The organism is Nocardioides sp. T5 (assembly GCF_048161455.1).
In the GTDB taxonomy this organism is placed as follows: Bacteria; Actinomycetota; Actinomycetes; order Propionibacteriales; family Nocardioidaceae; genus Nocardioides.
This window is the reverse complement of record NZ_CP182415.1, coordinates 1,637,864-1,656,243: the sequence shown is the minus strand read 5'-3', so window position 1 is coordinate 1,656,243 and position 18,380 is coordinate 1,637,864. Positions and strand designations below refer to the sequence as shown.

At 67.2% G+C, this 18,380-nt stretch carries 9 protein-coding genes, 3 rRNA genes and 1 pseudogene; 3 read left to right on the top strand and 10 right to left on the bottom strand.

What is annotated here, in order from left to right; translation table 11 throughout:
• Nucleotides 1–20: 20 nt before the first annotated feature.
• The 7 genes and pseudogenes from ACNKF0_RS08090 to ACNKF0_RS08060 all read right to left on the bottom strand — a co-directional run bounded on the left by ACNKF0_RS08090 (nucleotide 21) and on the right by ACNKF0_RS08060 (nucleotide 9,611).
• Nucleotides 21–536, bottom strand: coding sequence for a DUF3145 domain-containing protein (locus ACNKF0_RS08090; RefSeq protein ID WP_416958457.1), 516 nt, complete (start codon nucleotides 534–536; stop codon nucleotides 21–23).
• A 155-nt stretch (nucleotides 537–691) separates the two neighbouring features.
• Nucleotides 692–1,669, bottom strand: coding sequence for a tetratricopeptide repeat protein (locus ACNKF0_RS08085; RefSeq protein WP_416957313.1), 978 nt, complete (start codon nucleotides 1,667–1,669; stop codon nucleotides 692–694).
• A gap of 92 nt (nucleotides 1,670–1,761) precedes the next feature.
• Nucleotides 1,762–1,879, bottom strand: a 5S ribosomal RNA gene (gene rrf, locus ACNKF0_RS08080).
• A gap of 154 nt (nucleotides 1,880–2,033) precedes the next feature.
• Nucleotides 2,034–5,178 (bottom strand): 23S ribosomal RNA (locus ACNKF0_RS08075).
• A 482-nt stretch (nucleotides 5,179–5,660) separates the two neighbouring features.
• Nucleotides 5,661–7,180, bottom strand: a 16S ribosomal RNA gene (locus tag ACNKF0_RS08070).
• Together the 16S, 23S and 5S rRNA genes form the textbook arrangement of a ribosomal RNA operon.
• Nucleotides 7,181–7,795: 615 nt before the next feature.
• A pseudogene (tyrS, locus tag ACNKF0_RS08065) lies at nucleotides 7,796–9,034 on the bottom strand (tyrosine--tRNA ligase).
• 382 nt (nucleotides 9,035–9,416) lie between these two features.
• A complete protein-coding gene (locus ACNKF0_RS08060) occupies nucleotides 9,417–9,611 on the bottom strand; it encodes a hypothetical protein (RefSeq protein WP_416957310.1) in 195 nt (64 codons plus the stop codon).
• Between ACNKF0_RS08060 and ACNKF0_RS08055 the strand changes: the two genes are divergently transcribed.
• Nucleotides 9,580–10,515, top strand: a complete 936-nt coding sequence (locus ACNKF0_RS08055; protein WP_416958455.1) for a protein kinase domain-containing protein — start codon at nucleotides 9,580–9,582, stop codon at nucleotides 10,513–10,515. The two genes, ACNKF0_RS08060 and ACNKF0_RS08055, sit on opposite strands and share 32 nt — an antisense overlap.
• 7 nt (nucleotides 10,516–10,522) lie before the next feature.
• Here the strand turns inward: ACNKF0_RS08055 and ACNKF0_RS08050 are convergent, their stop codons facing one another.
• From ACNKF0_RS08050 to ACNKF0_RS08040, 3 genes are read right to left on the bottom strand one after another with little or no spacing between them, the layout of a single operon-like run.
• Nucleotides 10,523–11,170 (bottom strand): response regulator, encoded by a 648-nt coding sequence (locus ACNKF0_RS08050; RefSeq protein WP_416957308.1) that lies wholly within the window; start codon nucleotides 11,168–11,170, stop codon nucleotides 10,523–10,525.
• Entirely contained in the window at nucleotides 11,167–12,444 is a 1,278-nt protein-coding gene (locus ACNKF0_RS08045; protein WP_416957306.1) for a sensor histidine kinase, read from the bottom strand. Before ACNKF0_RS08045 ends, ACNKF0_RS08050 begins: the two co-directional genes overlap by 4 nt.
• A gap of 21 nt (nucleotides 12,445–12,465) precedes the next feature.
• The gene (locus ACNKF0_RS08040; protein WP_416957304.1) at nucleotides 12,466–12,999 is read right to left on the bottom strand and encodes a hypothetical protein; all 534 of its coding nucleotides are present in this window, start codon (nucleotides 12,997–12,999) and stop codon (nucleotides 12,466–12,468) included.
• 140 nt (nucleotides 13,000–13,139) lie between these two features.
• On the opposite strand from ACNKF0_RS08040, the gene ACNKF0_RS08035 reads away from it, so the two are divergent.
• Nucleotides 13,140–14,810 carry an NAD(P)-binding protein gene (locus ACNKF0_RS08035; protein ID WP_416957302.1) on the top strand — a complete coding sequence of 557 codons (1,671 nt, stop codon included), beginning with the start codon at nucleotides 13,140–13,142 and terminating at the stop codon, nucleotides 14,808–14,810.
• On the top strand, nucleotides 14,807–18,379 hold the full coding sequence (nifJ, locus tag ACNKF0_RS08030; RefSeq protein ID WP_416957300.1) for a pyruvate:ferredoxin (flavodoxin) oxidoreductase: 3,573 nt from the start codon (nucleotides 14,807–14,809) through the stop codon (nucleotides 18,377–18,379). Before ACNKF0_RS08035 ends, nifJ begins: the two co-directional genes overlap by 4 nt.
• The last annotated feature ends 1 nt before the right edge of the window (nucleotide 18,380 follow it).

The window sequence follows — 18,380 nt, the reverse complement described above, 5'->3', positions numbered from 1 at the left end:
GACGCGACCGCTGGGGCTCCTCAGACCACCTGGTGGAGCCAGCGCACCGGGGCGCCCTCGCCGGCGTGGCGGAAGGTCTCCAGCTCGTCGTCCCACGGCTTGCCGAGCAGGGTGTCGATCTCGAGCAGCAGCGTGGTGTCGCCCAGTGCGGCCTTCACGACCGCGGCCTTGAGCCGGTCCTCAGGGATCAGGATGTCCCCGTGCGGGCCGGTGATGGCGTGGAAGATCCCGAGGTCGGGCGTGCACGAGAAGCGGGTGCCCTCGGTGGAGCTGGTCGGCTCCTCGGTGATCTCGAAGCGCAGGTGGTTCCACCCGCGCAGCGCCGACGCCACGGCGGCAGCCGTGCCGGCCGAGCCGGTCCAGGACAGCTCGGCGCGGTAGGACCCCGGCTGGGCAGGCTGAGGCGTCCAGTCGAGCGAGACGGCAACTCCGAGGACTCCGCCCACCGCCCACTCGATGTGCGGGCAGAGTGCGGAGGGAGCAGAGTGCACGTAGAGAATGCCCCTCGTGGCCGGACCGTCCGGACGGGAAGCAATGCGTGTGGTCACTGTGACCTCCTTGAGTTCCGACGCTCCAGATGCGCCTTCCCCAGCGTTCTGTCGTCAGTGCTCAACAAGAGTCGAGTGACACGTATGTGATTAGTGGCCCCATTGTGACTCATGTGGCGCCCGAGCGCCAGCCGTCACGCCGATCAGGACTGGCGTCGTTCGAGTGCCTCCGCGCGGGCGGCAGCGTCCGTCAGCTGGTCGGAGTCGATGGCGTGGGTGCGGTGGAACCACGAGAGGGCGTCGGTCTCGCGACCAGCGGCCTCGAGGGTGTCGGCGTACGCGTAGCGCAGCCGCACCACCCACGACTGCCGGCTCTTGGAGGTGAGCGGGGCAAGCTCGAGGGTCCGCAGCGCAGCGTCGAGCTGGCCCATGTCACGCCGGGCCCCGGCTTCGACCAGCGTCATCTCTGCCTTGGCCTCGGAGCTGAAGTTGGACACCGACGGGCTCTTGGCGAGCTTGATGGCCTGCTCGGGGTTGCCGAGGGCACGGTGGCAGTCGGCCATGATGGGCAGGTAGTCGGTCGCGCCGTTCATGCGCTTCGCCGCGCGCAGCTCGGCCAGCGCCTCGGCGTAGTGGCCGGCGGCGTAAGCGGTCTCGCCCGCGGCCTCCCGGACGACGGCGATGCGTGAGGCGCGGGCACGCGCGGCCAGGGCGTGGCGGTAGGCCAGCTCGGGGTCGTCGTCGATGAACGCACCTGCTGCTGCCAGGTGTCGCGCGACGCGGGCCGCCAGCTTCTCCGGCAGGCCCTTCAGCTGGGCGCGGACGCCACGGTCGAGCTCAGCGCCGGTGATGTCCTCGGGCAGGTCGGGACCGTCGTACGCCGCCTGGTCGGCCGTGCGGGGCGCCTGCTCCGAGCGACCCCTGAAGCCACGTTCCTGCGAGCGGTCGGGGCGCTTGCCACCGGACGGCTTCCCGCCGGAGGTGGGACGGCCACCTGACGTGCCACGGGAGTCCCCGGAGCGGCCCGAGCCACCGCGTGAGTCGCTGCGCTGACCTCCGCGCGAGCTGGAGCCACCACTGCGACTGCCGGCTGACGAGCCTCCTCGTCCGGCGCCCGAGCCGCCTCGTGACGGTCGCTGTCCTCGACGGTCCTCGGCCACAGCCGCACTTCCCTTCTCCACGCGTCGTCCCCGCTCGGGGCCAACGCTACTCATACCGCGCCATGAAATGGCACAGGGGCCACCAGATCACTGGTGGCCCCTGCCAAATGTTTGTCCGGCGGCGTCCTACTCTCCCACAACCTCTCGGTTGCAGTACCATCGGCGCTGAAAGGCTTAACTTCCGGGTTCGGTATGGGACCGGGTGTTTCCCGTTTCGCTATGGCCGCCGTAACTCTTTCAACCCTCTCAAACCCCCGCTGTCGCGGGACGGGTTTGTTGGTTGGGAACTGCGTAGTGGACGCGAACAAGTGTGTGTGTTCGTTGGTTTGCGCGTGGTTCACGTGTCAAAACCGTGCACGCTCAGCGTGTGTTGTTTTGTACGTGGTTGGGACAAGCCCTCGGCCTATTAGTACCGGTCGGCTAGGCATTACTGCTGTACACCTCCGGCCTATCAACCCCATGTTCTGTGGGGGCCTTACCCCATTATTGGGTGGGAAACCTCATCTTGAAACGTGCTTCCCGCTTAGATGCATTCAGCGGTTATCACTTCCGAACGTAGCCAACCAGCCGTGCTCTTGGCAGAACAACTGGCACACCAGAGGTTCGTCCATCCCGGTCCTCTCGTACTAGGGACAGCCTTTCTCAAGTTTCCTGCGCGCGCGGCGGATAGGGACCGAACTGTCTCACGACGTTCTAAACCCAGGCTCGCGTGCCGCTTTAATGGGCGAACAGCCCAACCCTTGGGACCTACTCCAGCCCCAGGATGCGACGAGCCGACATCGAGGTGCCAAACCATCCCGTCGATATGGACTCTTGGGGAAGATCAGCCTGTTATCCCCGGGGTACCTTTTATCCGTTGAGTGACCACGCTTCCACATGCCGTGGCCAGATCACTAGTTCCGACTTTCGTCCCTGCTCGACATGTCTGTCTCACAGTCAAGGCTCCCTTGTGCACTTACACTCGCCACCTGATTGCCAACCAGGCTGAGGGAACCTTTGAGCGCCTCCGTTACATTTTAGGAGGCAACCGCCCCAGTTAAACTACCCATCAGGCACTGTCCCTGATCCGGATGACGGACCTAGGTTAGACATCTAGTACGACCAGAGTGGTATTTCAACGTTGACTCCACCCACACTGGCGTGTGGACTTCACAGTCTCCCACCTATCCTACACAAGCCGTACCAAACACCAATACCAAACTATAGTAAAGGTCCCGGGGTCTTTCCGTCCTGCCGCGCGTAACGAGCATCTTTACTCGTAGTGCAATTTCGCCGAGTCCATGGTTGAGACAGTGGGAAAGTCGTTACTCCATTCGTGCAGGTCGGAACTTACCCGACAAGGAATTTCGCTACCTTAGGATGGTTATAGTTACCACCGCCGTTTACTGGGGCTTAAATTCTCAGGCTTCGGCATTGCTGCCTAACCGGTCCTCTTAACCTTCCAGCACCGGGCAGGAGTCAGTCCGTATACATCGTCTTACAACTTCGCACGGACCTGTGTTTTTAGTAAACAGTCGCTTTCCCCTGGTCTCTGCGGCCCTTCACGCTTCCCCCAGCAAGTGGGTTCACGATCCGGGCCCCCTTCTCTCCCGAAGTTACGGGGGCATTTTGCCGAGTTCCTTAACCATGGTTGTCTCGATCGCCTTAGTATTCTCTACTTGATCACCTGAGTCGGTTTGGGGTACGGGCGGCTCGTTGCTCGCTAGAGGTTTTTCTCGACAGCATAGGATCACCCACTTCGCCATATATGGCTCCGCGTCACGTCTCAGACTCCACACTGAAGTGGATGGTGCGGATTTGCCTACACCACGTCCTACGCGCTTGCCCACAGACAACCATCGCTGTGGCTGGGCTACCTTCCTGCGTCACCCCATCGCTTGACTACTACCAGGCTCGGGTCCCACGCTCCGCTCACCAGCCTCGCCCCGAAGGGTCCGGTCCGATGAGTTTCGGGTGGTTAGCATCACCAGGTTCGTCATGGGCGCAACTTCGCCGGTACGGGAATATCAACCCGTTGTCCATCGACTACGCCTGTCGGCCTCGCCTTAGGTCCCGACTTACCCAGGGCAGATTAGGCGACCCTGGAACCCTTGATCATTCGGCGCACGGGTTTCTCACCCGTGATTCGCTACTCATGCCTGCATTCTCACTCGTGTGGCCTCCACGCCTGGATCACTCCGACGCTTCACTGCCCACACGACGCTCCCTACCCATCCAGCGCACTGAACACCCATCAAGTGGATGCTGATGTATTCGCTGAATGCCATAGCTTCGGCGGATGACTTGAGCCCCGCTACATTGTCGGCGCGGAATCACTTGACCAGTGAGCCTATTACGCACTCTTTCAAGGGTGGCTGCTTCCAAGCCAACCTCCTGGTTGTCAATGCGACTCCACATCCTTTTCCACTTAGTCACCGCTTAGGGGCCTTAGGCGATGGTCTGGGCTGTTTCCCTCTCGACTACGGAGCCTTATCCCCCGCAGTCTCACTGCTGCGCTCTCACTTACCGGCATTCGGAGTTTGGCTAACGTCAGTAACCTTGTAGGGCCCATCGGCTATCCAGTGCTCTACCTCCGGCAAGAAACACGCAACGCTGCACCTAAATGCATTTCGGGAGAACCAGCCTATCACGAAGTTTGATTGGCCTTTCACCCCTATCCACAGGTCATCCCCTCAGTTTTCAACCTAAGTGGGTTCGGTCCTCCACGTCGTCTTACCGACGCTTCAACCTGCCCATGGATAGATCACTTCGCTTCGGGTCTTGAGCGCGCTACTGAAACGCCCTATTCGGACTCGCTTTCGCTACGGCTTCCCCACACGGGTTAACCTCGCAACACACCGCAAACTCGCAGGCTCATTCTTCAAAAGGCACCGTCACCCACCCACACCACAAGGATGCGTCAGGCTCCGACGGATTGTAGGCACACGGTTTCAGGTACTATTTCACTCCCCGCCAGGGGTACTTTTCACCTTTCCCTCACGGTACTTGTCCGCTATCGGTCATCAAGGAGTATTTAGGCTTAACGGGTGGTCCCGCCAGATTCACACGGAATTTCAGGGGTTCCGTGTTACTTGGGAACACGCTCGGAAGCCTGCGCTTTACGTCTACGGGCCTATCACCCTCTACGGTACGGCTTTCCAACCGACTTCGACTTCCACACAGGTTTCTTACTTCCTCCACGCACGGCAGCACGTGATGAGCGGTCCCACGACCCCGCGTCTGCAACCCCTGCCGGGTATCACACAGACACGGTTTAGCCTCATCCGATTTCGCTCGCCACTACTCTCGGAATCACTGTTGTTTTCTCTTCCTGTCGGTACTGAGATGTTTCACTTCCCGACGTTCCCTCCACACACCCTATGTGTTCAGGTGCAGGTAACACGACATGACTCGTGCTGGGTTTCCCCATTCGGACACCCCGGATCACAAACTTGGTTGCCAACTCCCCAGGGCTTATCGCAGGCTCCAACGTCCTTCATCGGCTCTTGATGCCAAGGCATCCACCATGTGCCCTTCATAGACATTGTCTCAACAACGTCAAAACAACACACGTCAAAACAAACCAAAAACACCCGACCCACCCCCAATCAAAGGATGCGCCGGCAGACTCACACGAACCGCAACCCGTAAGGAAACAGGCCACGACCGCGCAATTAATTACTCTCACAACCACCACCTGTTCCCAGGTGCCAGTCATGAAGATGCTCGCGTCCACTATGCAGATCTCAACAACAACAACCCCACCAACACCCTCACCCCCACAAACCGGAGGACTCGGACGAAGAGAGGACACAGAAAGCCAACCCACCAACAACCCCAGGACCAAAGCCCAGAAGGCGCCGAACGGCTGATCCTTCAGGACCCAACAGTGTGTTCAACCACGTCCCCACCAACGTGAGGCCCATGACCAGGCAACGAGCAGAGCCTCGCACCTGACAGTCGACGTTCCACTAGTGAGACACCACCATGCGCCAGCGAACATTCGCCGCTGGTCGGGGTGTGTGCTCCTTAGAAAGGAGGTGATCCAGCCGCACCTTCCGGTACGGCTACCTTGTTACGACTTCGTCCCAATCGCCAGCCCCACCTTCGACGGCTCCCTCCACAAGGGTTGGGCCACCGGCTTCGGGTGTTGCCGACTTTCGTGACGTGACGGGCGGTGTGTACAAGGCCCGGGAACGTATTCACCGCAGCGTTGCTGATCTGCGATTACTAGCGACTCCGACTTCATGGGGTCGAGTTGCAGACCCCAATCCGAACTGAGACCGGCTTTTTGGGATTCGCTCCCCCTTACGGGATCGCAGCCCTTTGTACCGGCCATTGTAGCATGCGTGAAGCCCTGGACATAAGGGGCATGATGACTTGACGTCATCCCCACCTTCCTCCGAGTTGACCCCGGCAGTCTCCTATGAGTCCCCACCATTACGTGCTGGCAACATAGAACGAGGGTTGCGCTCGTTGCGGGACTTAACCCAACATCTCACGACACGAGTGACGACAGCCATGCACCACCTGTACACCCCAAAAAGAAGCCCCATCTCTGGAGCGGCAGGGTGTATGTCAAACCCAGGTAAGGTTCTTCGCGTTGCATCGAATTAATCCGCATGCTCCGCCGCTTGTGCGGGCCCCCGTCAATTCCTTTGAGTTTTAGCCTTGCGGCCGTACTCCCCAGGCGGGGCGCTTAATGCGTTAGGCGCGGCACGGAATCCGTGGAATGGACCCCACACCTAGCGCCCAACGTTTACGGTGTGGACTACCAGGGTATCTAATCCTGTTCGCTCCCCACACTTTCGCGCTCCTCAGCGTCAGGTCATTCCCAGAGAACCGCCTTCGCCACCGGTGTTCCTCCTGATATCTGCGCATTTCACCGCTACACCAGGAATTCCGTTCTCCCCTGAATACCTCTAGTCTGCCCGTATCGAAAGCAAGCCAGGTGTTAAGCACCTGGTTTTCCTCCCCCGACGCGACAAACCGCCTACGAGCCCTTTACGCCCAATAATTCCGGACAACGCTCGCACCCTACGTATTACCGCGGCTGCTGGCACGTAGTTGGCCGGTGCTTCTTTACCTGTTACCGTCACTTGCGCTTCGTCACAGGCGAAAGAGGTTTACAACCCGAAGGCCGTCATCCCTCACGCGGCGTTGCTGGATCAGGCTTCCGCCCATTGTCCAATATTCCCCACTGCTGCCTCCCGTAGGAGTCTGGGCCGTGTCTCAGTCCCAGTGTGACCGGTCACCCTCTCAGGCCGGCTACCCGTCGAAGCCATGGTGAGCCATTACCTCACCATCAAGGGCTGATAGGCCGCGAGCACATCCCTGGCCGAAAAACTTTCCACAACCATCCCATGCGAGAAGTTGTCGTATCCGGTATTAATCACCGTTTCCGGTGGCTATCCCAAAGCCAGGGGCAGATTACTCACGTGTTACTCACCCGTTCGCCGCTCGAGTACCACCGAAGTGGCCTTTCCGCTCGACTTGCATGTGTTAAGCACGCCGCCAGCGTTCGTCCTGAGCCAGGATCAAACTCTCCATCGAAAAACATCAACCCCCACCACCCCAAAAAGGCAGCAGAAGCGACTATCAATAAGAGCCACATCCATGACTGAACAAAACTAGCGAAAGACACCCCAACCCAAAAGAGCCAGGGCATCAGCCAGAATCATTGTCAAAGAAACCGCGACACCACCACCCACCAACCCCAAAGAGCCGATGAGCAAACATGATGTCAACGGGGCATAACAAACTAATTCGTCGACTAATCAAACACACTGTTGAGTTCTCAAGAATCAGACGCACCCACATCGCGATCCGGCGAGGATCTCGGTTGCGTGAGGCAACTGGTCAAACCTAGCGAGCGACTTTCTGTCGTGGCAAATCCTCGACTGTTTCGCTCTGACCCGGTGGTGTCACCGTGACCGATGACCGCTTCGGGTTGTCCTGCCCGGGCCGGGAGCCCGACCTGACCGGTCTTGCTCCCCGCCGCTCCCTGGCGACAGACAGAACATTATGCAGATCCCGCGGATCGCGCAAATCGAAACGCTGTGACCGCGAGCACACTCGCGTTTGCGCAGGTCAGAGGCCTGTTGGGGCCCGTGGGACGACGCGGGAGGAGGTGTCGGACGGGCTGGCAGCGTCCGTCCGACACCCTCCTCAGGCCACCTCGACGCCGGCGAAGTTCTTCTTCCCGCGGCGCAGGACCAGCCACGACCCAGCGACCAGGTCGGAGCGGGTGGGCTGCAGGTCGGGGTCCTCCACCCGGACGTTGTTGAGGTAGGCCCCGCCCTCGGCGACCGTGCGACGTGCCTCGCCCTTGCTCTTCGACAGGCCGGCGACCACGAGCAGGTCGAGGATACCGGGCAGGCTCGCCGGAGGGGAGCGTCGTACCGCCGGCCTCCTCAGCGCGGAGGCGAGGGTGTCGGGCTTGATGCCGGTCAGGTCTCCCCCGCCGAACAACGCCGCGGCCGCCGCCTTGGCGTGCTCGACCTCCTCCGCGCCGTGCACCAGTGCGGTCACCTCGTCGGCCAGGCGCTTCTGGCCCGCCCGCAGGAACGGCTTGTCCGCCGTCTGCTGCTCGAGGTCCTCGATCTCCTCCCGGGAGAGGAAGGTGAAGATCCGGAGCAGGCTCGCCGACCTTCTCGTCCTCGACGTTGAGCCAGAACTGGTGGAAGGCGTAGGGCGAGCATCTCCGCGTCGAGCCAGAGCGCGCCGCCCTCGGTCTTGCCGTACTTGGTGCCGTCGGCCTTGGTGATCAACGGGGTGGCGAACCCGTGGGCGGTCTCGCCCGTCACCCGGCGGACCAGGCTCGGCGCCACCGGTGATGTTGCCCCACTGGTCGGACCCACCGAACTGCAGCGAGACGCCGTGCTCGCGGTAGAGGTTGAGGTAGTCCATCGACTGCAGCAGCACGTAGGAGAACTCGGTGTAGGCGATGCCCGACTCGAGGCGACGCTTGACCGTGTCGCGCGCCAGCATCCGGTTGACCGGGAAGTGCTTGCCGACGTCGCGCAGGAAGTCGATCGTCGACAGCGACGCCGTCCAGTCGTAGTTGTTGACCGTGGTCGCTGCGTTGTCGCCCTCGAAGGCGACGAACCGCGAGACCTGCTGACGCACCCGCTCGGTCCACTCCTTGACGGTGTCCAGGGAGTTGAGCGTGCGCTCGCCCGAGTCCCGCGGGTCGCCGATCATGCCGGTGGCCCCGCCGACGAGGACGTACGGCGTGTGCCCGGCGTCCTGGAGACGGCGGGCGGTGAGGATCTGGACGAGGTTGCCCATGTGGATGCTGGGCGCTGTCGGGTCGAAACCGACATAGAACTTGACGCTCCCCTCGCCCAGCGCAGCGCGGAGCGCGTCGCGGTCGGTGGAGTGCGCGACGAGGCCGCGCCACTCCAGGCTCGTCGAGGACGTTGGGGCTGCTCACGTGGATTCCTTCGGGTGAGGTGGTCTGGTTTGCGGGCACTAGCCTAGGGCGAGGACGCAGGAGGTTCGGTACGTGATCGCAGGCAGGTACAGGCTCGAGAGGCAGATCGGCCGCGGCGGCTCCGGCACCGTGCACCTCGCCGTCGACGAGGTCCTCGGCAGGCAGGTCGCGATCAAGCGCATCGGGTTGATCCCGGGGTCGGACGCCGCCGAGCCGAGCGTGCCGAGCGGGAGGCGCGTCTCGCCGCGGCCCTCAACCACCCGCACGTGGTCTCCGTCTTCGACCTCGTCGACGAGGAGGACGTGCGCTGGCTCGTCATGGAGTACGTCGACGGCGAGACGCTGAGCGAGCGCGTCAGGAGGCTCCGGCCCCATGGACGCCGTCGAGGCCGCGACGCTGCTGGGCCAGACCGCCGACGCCCTCGTCGAGGCGCACGACCACGGCATCGTGCACCGCGACGTCAAGCCGAGCAACATCCTGATCGCCGACGGCGCCGCGAAGGCTCAACGACTTCGGGATCGCCCGGTCGGAGGACGACCCCTCGCTCACCCAGACCGGGCTGGTGACCGGGTCACCCGCCTACCTCGCTCCCGAGGTGGCGTCGGGCTCGTCGGCCACGACCGCGAGCGACGTGTGGTCGCTCGGCGCCACGCTCTACCACGCCCTCACGGGCAAGCCGCCCTACGACGTCTGCGACAACCTCATCGGCGCGCTCTACAAGATCGTCCACGAGGACCCGCCGCGGTTGCCCGACGACCACCCGATGGCCGGACTGCTCACGGTGATGATGAACCACGACACGGAGGCGCGCTGGCCGATGCCGCGCGCGGGACGAGGACGAGCTGGCCCGGATCGCCCGCGGCGAGCGCTCCACCGTCGTCCCGGCGCCCGCCGCCCCGGTCCGGGAGGAGACGGTGCTGCCGCCCGTGCAGACTCCCGTCGCCTCCTCCCCCGCGCGCCGGCACGGCGCCCGCTGGGGTGGCTCGCGGCCGCCGCGGTGCTCGCGGTCGCAGCCGTCGCAGCGGCGTACGTCTGGGCGGGGCGCGGCACGCCCGAGGCACTGCCCGACGACCCGCAGCCGCGCTCGCAGCAGTCGTCGCAGACCACCACCCCCACCGAGAGGACCAGTCCCCCGGTCACCGCGGAGGACACCCGCGCGCAGATGGACGCGTTCATCACCTCCTACCTCGCCACCGTGACGAGCAACCCGCGGGCGGCGTTCGAGCAGCTGACGCCGGAGTTCCAGGACGCCAGCGGGGGCTTCGAGGGCTACATGGGGTGGTGGGGCAAGGTGGAGTCGGCGTCGCTCGCCGAGGTCGCCAGCGATCCCTCGGACCTGACGGTCGGCTACACCGTCAACTACGTGATGAAGTCGGGCGACCGCAACACCCAGCTTGTCCGGCTCCAGCTCGAACGCCTCGACGACAGGCTCCTCATCGCCGGCGAGGGCTGAGGCCGGGTCAACGCACGGAACCGCCCAGGTCGTGGCGTTGCACCCACAGCGCGGCCTGGGTGCGGTCGGCCACACCGATGCGCTGGTAGGCGGAGGTGAGGTGCGCCTTGACGGTGCGCTCGGTGATGCCGAGGCGCTGGGCGATCTGCTTGTTGAGCAGGCCCTCGACCACGAGCCTGAGCACCTCGGCCTCGCGTGGCGAGAGCGCCGCCGCGGCCGGGTCCGCCCCGGGGACCGCGGACGACCGGTGCGACAGCAGCCGCCTCGCGGCCCTGGGGTCGAGCGGCGACTCGCCACGCGCGACTGCGCGGATGCCGTCGAGAAGGGCGTCGGGCTCGGCGTCCTTGAGCAGGTAGCCCATTGCGCCAGCCTCGATGGCAGCGTCGATCCGGGCATGGTCGGAGAAGGACGTCAGGACCAGCACCTCGGTGCCGGTGGCCTCCCCGACGATCGCGCGGGTGGCCTCGACCCCGTCGAGGACCGGCATCTGCAGGTCCATCACCGCCACGTCGGGTCGGTGCTCGCGCACCAGCTCGACCGCCTCGTTGCCGTCGCGGGCGACACCGACGACCTCGAGGTCGTCGGTCGACTCGATGAGGCCGGTGAGACCACGGCGCACGACGGCGTGGTCGTCGGCCAGGACGACGCGGATCATGTGCGCGGCACCTCCACCCGCACCATCGTGCCGGACCCCGGTGCGGACTCGACCTCCACCGAGCCACCGTGCTCCCGCACCAGGCTCTCGGCCGCGCGCAGCCCGAAGTGCCCGTCTCCCGTCGCGGCGCCCGGGTCGAACCCGACCCCGTCGTCCACCACCTCGAGCACCAAGGCGTCGCCGTCGCTCCGGACCGTCAGGGACATGCGGCTCGCCCGGGCGTGACGGGCCACGTTGCGCACGGCCTCCTGGGCGACCCGCCACACGAGCGCCACCGCCACGTCCGAGGCGTCCTCGTCGCCGCTGACGTCGGCGTCGACGTGCACCCCTGCGGCTGCCAGGGGCGCGACGAGGTCGTGGAGCGCCGCGGCCAGGCCGGCTGTGTGCAGGTCGGGCGGGTAGATCTCCACCAGCAGCGACCGAAGTGCGCGCATGCTGACGCGCAGCGAGCGTCCGACGTCATGCAGCTCCTCGGCCAGACGCCCCTCGCTGCGCGCGGCCAGCGTCGAGAGCGCCATCGAGGACCCTGCGAGGTCCTGGACCACCCCGTCGTGCAGGTCGCGCGCGATGCGGAGCCGCTCGGCGTCGGAGGCGCGTACGGCGGCCTCGAGCAGGCGTTCGCGCTCCCGCGCCGCCCGGGACAACCGCCTGCTGAGCAAGAGCATCAGAGGTGTGGTGAGGGCGACGAGGGCGGCCAGCGCGCCGATGGTGATCGGCAGGAACCGGTCGAGGACGGCCGCCCGCTGCTCGCCGAGCTCATCGGCGGTGAAGTAGGCCTCGAAGAGCAGGGGGTCGCCCTCCGGGGAGCGGATCCGCGTGTAGACCTCGAGCAGGTCACCCCCCAGGTCACGCTCGTAGCGGTTCTCGGGCCGGCTCAGGTCGGAGAGCTCCGCGTCGGTCCCTCCCTCCGTGATCACGTCGAGCTCGTCGTCGCCGAGCGGGTAGGCCGCCCCGATCAGCTCCGTGCGGTCGCTGTAGAGCACCGTCCCGTCGGCCGCCCACACCTTGATCCGGCGTACGTCCCCCACCAGCAGCCGGTCGAGCACCGTGCGGTCGAGGCGGTCGATGGCGGCGGCGTCGCCGTCGACGAGGCCGGGCGGGATGTCGGGCTGCGCCACCGACCTGCCGAGCACCTGCGTGAGGGCGCGCGCGTCGGCGACGGCCTCCTCGTCGGCCGCCTGCCGACTGAGGGCACTGGTCACGAGGACCACGACCACGAGCGTGACGAATCCCGTGGCCAGGAACTGCACCACGGGATTCGTCAGCCAGCGCATGGGGATGTACCTCCGGTGTGATCAGTAGTTGACCACACCTCGGCACGCCTGGCCGTCGTGCACGGCCCGGAAGACGACGCGATCGGTGCCGGCGAGGTTGACCATCCTGCGCTCGACCTCGAACGACCCACTGCGCGCGGTGGTGGTGCTGACGCCTCGGTCGCTCACCGAGCCGTTGTGGCGCAGCGCCCAGCGCCAGCGCTGGCCGGCGACGTTGCTGTCCACCTCGCCCTCGACCTCGAGGCGACCGTCGTCGGTCTTGACCTTGAGCTTCCAGCCGGCGCCCGAGCTGCAGCGCCCGGTCACGATCACGCGGTCGTCGTCGCCACCACCCGAGTGCGTGCCGTCGTCGTCGCCCGAGTGCCCGCCGTCGTCGTCGCCGGGCGGGTCGTCGTCGCCACCGCGCAGGGAGAGCGAGCCGGCCTCGTGGGCCGAGGCGGCGCTCGTGCCCGCTCCGACGAGGCCGGCGGTGAGGCCGGCGAGGGCGATGCCGACCGCGATCGCGCGGCCCGCTGCGGCGGTGATGGTGCTGATGTTCTTCGTCGTGCTGGTCATGGGGTCCTCCTCGGTGGGTAGGACCAGCGTCCATCGCCGAGCCGGCGACCGCGAGATGGCCGATGGTGCTAGTACCCCCGCGGTGCCGGGACCTTCCCCCGGGCCGCAGCGGACTTTCGCCCCTACGCCGGCCTCGCCCGGTGCGCGACCGTGGCAGCAGTCGACGGAGGAGCCCCACCGTGCCCGGACCCGATCGTGACCTCACCCCACCCGCCCCGCTGGGCCTCGGCCGGCTGCGCGGGGGGCCGGTGCGCTCCCAGCGACCCGTGTACGTCGACCTGCTGCCGCCGTGCAACGCGGGGTGTCCCGCCGGCGAGAACATCCAGGCCTGGCTGGCGCTCGTCAAGGCGGGCCGGGCCGAGGAGGCGTGGCGGCAACTGACCGACGACAACCCGTTCCCGGCCGTCCACGGCAGGGTCTGCTACCACCCGTGCGAGAGCGTCTGCAACCGCGCCGAGCTCGACGACGCCGTGTCGATCCACGGGGTCGAGCGCCACCTCGGGGACCTCGCGATCGAGCACGGGTGGGCGTTCGCCCCTCCCCCGGAACCCACCGGCAGGCGGGTGCTGGTCGTCGGCTCCGGCCCCAGCGGGCTGTCGGCGGCGTACCACCTCGCGCGCCTCGGGCACGACGTCACGGTCCGCGACAGCGGGGAGCGACCGGGCGGCATGATGCGCTACGGCATCCCGGCCTACCGGCTGCCTCGCGACGTGCTCGACGCCGAGGTGCAGCGCATCGCCGGCCTCGGGGTGCACCTCGAGCAGGGGCACCGGGTGGACGACCTCGAGGCGGAGCGCCGGTCCGGGGGCTTCGACGCGGTCTTCGTCGCGATCGGCGCCCACCTCTCCAAGCGGGTCGACATCCCCCACCAGGACGCCGGCCGGGTGCTCGACGCGGTGAGCTTCCTGCGCAACGCGTCAGCCGGCGAGCAGGAGCCGCTGCACGGCCGGGTCGCCGTCTACGGCGGCGGCAACACCGCCATGGACGCCGCCCGCGTGGCGCGCCGCCTCGGCGCCGAGGACACGCTCATCGTCTACCGGCGCACCCGCGACCAGATGCCGGCCCACGAGGAGGAAGCGGTGGACGCGGAGGAGGAGGGCATCCGGATCAACTGGCTCCGCACGATCTCCTCCATGGGCGAGGACGACCTGACGGTCGAGGTGCAGGAGCTCGACGAGGACGGTCGACCGCACGGGACCGGGCAGTTCGAGAGCCTGGCAGCGGACACGCTCATCCTCGCGCTCGGGCAGGAGAGCGACACCGCTCTGCTCCGCACGGTCCCGGGAGTCGAGATCGTCGACGAGACCGTCCAGGTGTCGCCGGCGACGCTGATGACGGGAGCCCCGGGCGTCTTCGCCGGCGGGGACGTCGTACCCAGCGAGCGCACCGTCACCGTCGGCGTGGGCCACGGCAAGCGCGCGGCCCGCACCATCGACGCCTGGCTCCGGGGCGAGGTGTGGTCGGCCGGGGACAAGCACCCGCTCGCCGGCTTCGACCTGCTCAACCCGTGGTACTTCGGTGACCACGACCGCCGCCGCCAGCCGGAGCTCGACCCCGGGTCCCGGGTGTTCGCCTTCGACGAGGTCGTCGCGGGGCTGACCCCCGACGAGGCCGCGTTCGAGGCCGGCCGCTGCCTGTCGTGCGGCAACTGCTTCGAGTGCGACGGCTGCCTCGGCGCCTGCCCGGAGGACGCGGTCGTGAAGCTCGGGGAAGGCCTGCGCTACGAGTTCGACTACAACCGGTGCACCGGCTGCAGCGCCTGCTTCCGGCAGTGCCCGGTGCACGCCATCGAGATGGTCCCGGAGGGGTGAGCACCGTGCGCGCGACGATCGACGGCAACGAGGCAGCGGTCCGCGTGGCGTACCGGCTCAACGAGCTGTGCGCCATCTACCCGATCACCCCGTCCTCGACGATGGCCGAGCTCGCGGACGAGTGGTCGAGCCACGGCCGGACCAACGTGTGGGGCACGGTCCCGTCCGTCATCGAGATGCAGAGCGAGGGCGGCGCCGCCGGGGCGCTGCACGGAGCCCTCCAGGGCGGTGCGCTGAGCACGACGTTCACCGCGTCGCAGGGACTGCTGCTGATGATCCCGAACCTCTACAAGATCGCCGGGGAGCTGACGTCCACGGTGCTGCACGTGGCCGCCCGGTCCCTCGCGGCGCAGGGGTTGTCGATCTTCGGCGACCACTCCGACGTGATGGCGGTGCGCCAGACCGGTTTCGCGCTGCTCGCGTCGGCGTCGGTGCAGGAGGCGCACGACCTCGCCCTGGTGGCGCAGGCCGCGACGATGCGGACCCGGGTGCCGTTCATCCACTTCTTCGACGGCTTCCGCACCTCCCACGAGATGAACACCATCGACCTGCTCGACGACGACGTGCTGCGCGCGATGGTGCCGGAGGAGCTGGTGCGCGAGCACCGGTCGCGGGCCCTGACACCGGAGCGCCCGTTCATCCGCGGGACCGCGCAGAACCCGGACGTCTACTTCCAGGCGCGCGAGACGGTGAACCCGATGTACGCCCGGACGCCCGCCGCCGTGCAGGCAGCGATGGACGAGCTGGCCACGCACACCGGCCGCGCCTACCGCGTCGTCGAGTACGCCGGCCACCCGGAGGCGGAGCGCGTCGTGGTGCTGATGGGGTCAGGCGCCCAGACGGCCCGCGAGACCGTGCGTCACCTCGTCGCGTCCGGCGAACGGGTCGGCGTGGTGCAGGTGCGCCTCTACCGCCCCTTCCCCGCGGCCGAGCTCGTGGCCGCCCTGCCGCGCACGGTCAGGAGGGTCGCGGTGCTCGACCGCACCAAGGAGCCGGGCTCGCACGGCGAGCCCCTCTACCTCGACGTCGCGGCCACCCTCGCAGAAGCCCACCTGGCCGGCTCGCTCGAGCAGGCTCCGCTGGTCATCGGCGGCCGTTTCGGCCTGTCGTCGAAGGAGTTCACGCCCGGGATGGTCGCCGGCGTCTTCGCCGAGCTGGACGCGGGCGCGCCCCGGCCACGCTTCACGATCGGCATCACCGACGACGTCGGCGGCACCAGCCTGCACTGGGACGCCGACCTCGACATCGAGGAGCCGGAGACGCTGCGGGCCGTCTTCCACGGCATCGGCTCCGACGGCACGGTCGGCGCCAACAAGAACACGATCAAGATCCTCGGCTCCGACCCGGACGTGCACGCCCAGGCCTACTTCGTCTACGACTCGAAGAAGTCGGGCGGCGTGACGGTCAGCCACCTCCGCTTCGGGCCGCACGAGATCCGCGCCCCCTACCTCGTCTCGCGGGCGGGCTTCGTCGGCTGCCACGACATCGGCCTGCTGGAGAAGGTCGACGTGCTCGGCTCCGCAGGACACGGCGCGACGCTCCTCCTCAACTCCCCGCGACCGCCCGAGCAGGTGTGGGACGCACTCCCCCGCACCGTCCAGGAGCGGATCCGTGACCTGGGCCTGCGGGTGTTCGCGATCGACGCCGACCGCGTCGCGCGGGACGCGGGTCTCCCCGGGCGCACGAACACCGTGCTGCAGACCTGCTTCTTCGCGATCTCGGGAGTGCTCCCCCGTGCCGAGGCGATCGCCAAGGTCAAGGCCGCGATCCGCACGACGTACGCCAGGCGCGGGACCGAGGTCGTCCGCCGCAACGAGGCGGCCGTCGACGCCACCCTGGCGGCCCTGCACGAGGTCGCGGTGCCCACCGACCGCACGAACGGGCACGTGCTGGTCCCACCCGTGCCTCCGGACGCGCCCGACTTCGTGCGCACGGTCACCGCGGAGATGATGGCCGGCCGCGGCGACGCCCTGCCCGTCAGCGCCCTGCCGGTCGACGGCACCTTCCCGAGCGGGACGACGGCGTACGAGAAGCGACGCATCTCCGACCTGGTCGCGCAGTGGGACCCCGAGACCTGCATCCAGTGCGGGACGTGCAGCTTCGTGTGCCCCCACAGCGTCATCCGCTCGAAGCACTACGACGAGGGCGAGCTCGAGGACGCGCCCGAGTCGTTCGCGTCCGCCCCCCTCAACGCGGTCGGGCTGCCCGGCGCGCGCTACACCCTGCAGGTCTACGCCGAGGACTGCACGGGCTGCGCCCTGTGCGTCGAGGCCTGCCCGGTGAGCCCGCTCGGCGAGCCGACCCGCAAGGCGATCAACCTCACGGAGCTCGAGCCGATCCTGGAGCCGGCGCGGCAGGACGTCGCCTTCTTCGAGACCCTGCCCGTGAACAACCGGGCACGCGTCGACTTCGGCACCGTGCGCGGCACGCAGTTCCTGCTGCCGCTCTTCGAGTTCTCCGGCGCGTGCTCGGGGTGCGGCGAGACGCCCTACCTCAAGGTGCTGACGCAGCTCTTCGGCGAGCGCCTGACGGTGGCCAACGCGACCGGCTGCTCCTCGATCTACGGGGGCAACCTGCCCACCACGCCGTGGACCCGCAACGCCCAGGGGCGTGGACCGGCCTGGTCCAACTCGCTCTTCGAGGACAACGCCGAGTTCGGCCTGGGCCTGCGGCTGGCCGCCGACCTGCACACCGCCCTCGCGCGCACGCGGCTGGCCGAGCTGCGCGAGGAGGTCGGAGCGGACCTCGCCGACGCCGTCCTGGGTGCCGAGCAGGTCCGTGAGTCGGCGCTCGAGGCGCAGCGCGAACGGGTCGCCGAGCTGGGGCGGCGGCTCGAGGGGCTCAGCGGGCCGGCCGCCCAGGACCTGCGCAGCGTGGCCGACCACCTGCTGCGGCGCAGCGTGTGGATCGTCGGTGGCGACGGGTGGGCGTACGACATCGGCGCCGGTGGCCTCGACCACGTCCTGGCCAGTGGGCGCGACGTCAACGTGCTCGTCCTCGACACGGAGGTCTACTCCAACACCGGCGGGCAGGCGTCCAAGGCGACCCCGCTCGGCGCCGTCGCGAAGTTCGCCTCCGGCGGCAAGGACCTGGCGAAGAAGGACCTGGCGCTCCAGGCGATCGCCTACGGCAACGTGTACGTCGCCCGGGTGGCGATGGGCGCCGACCCCCACCAGACCCTGACGGCGCTGCGCGAGGCGGAGGCGTACGACGGTCCCTCGCTCGTCATCGCCTACAGCCACTGCATCGCGCACGGCATCGAGATGCGCGACGGCCTCGACCAGCAGTACCGGGCCGTTGCGTCCGGCCACTGGCCGCTGGTCCGCTACGACCCCACGGTGCGCGCGAGCGGCGGCAACCCGTTCCAGCTGGACTCCCCGCGACCGCGCATCCGGCTCGAGGACTACGTCTACCGGGAGCTGCGCTACCGGATGCTCCGCGACGCCGACCCGGACGAGGCCGAGCGCCTGCTGGGCCTGGCGCAGGAGGCGGTCGACCAGCGGTGGGCGACCTACGAGGAGATGGCCGGCCGGGGCGCGGCCCGGTTCGCCACGGACGCCCGGAGGTAGG

Excerpts from the sequence above, each read along its gene's own strand:
- ACNKF0_RS08040 (WP_416957304.1), bottom strand. The coding sequence starts at position 12,999 with ATGACCAGCACGACGAAGAACATCAGCACCATCACCGCCGCAGCGGGC.
- ACNKF0_RS08045 (WP_416957306.1), bottom strand. The coding sequence starts at position 12,444 with ATGCGCTGGCTGACGAATCCCGTGGTGCAGTTCCTGGCCACGGGATTC.
- ACNKF0_RS08050 (WP_416957308.1), bottom strand. The coding sequence starts at position 11,170 with ATGATCCGCGTCGTCCTGGCCGACGACCACGCCGTCGTGCGCCGTGGT.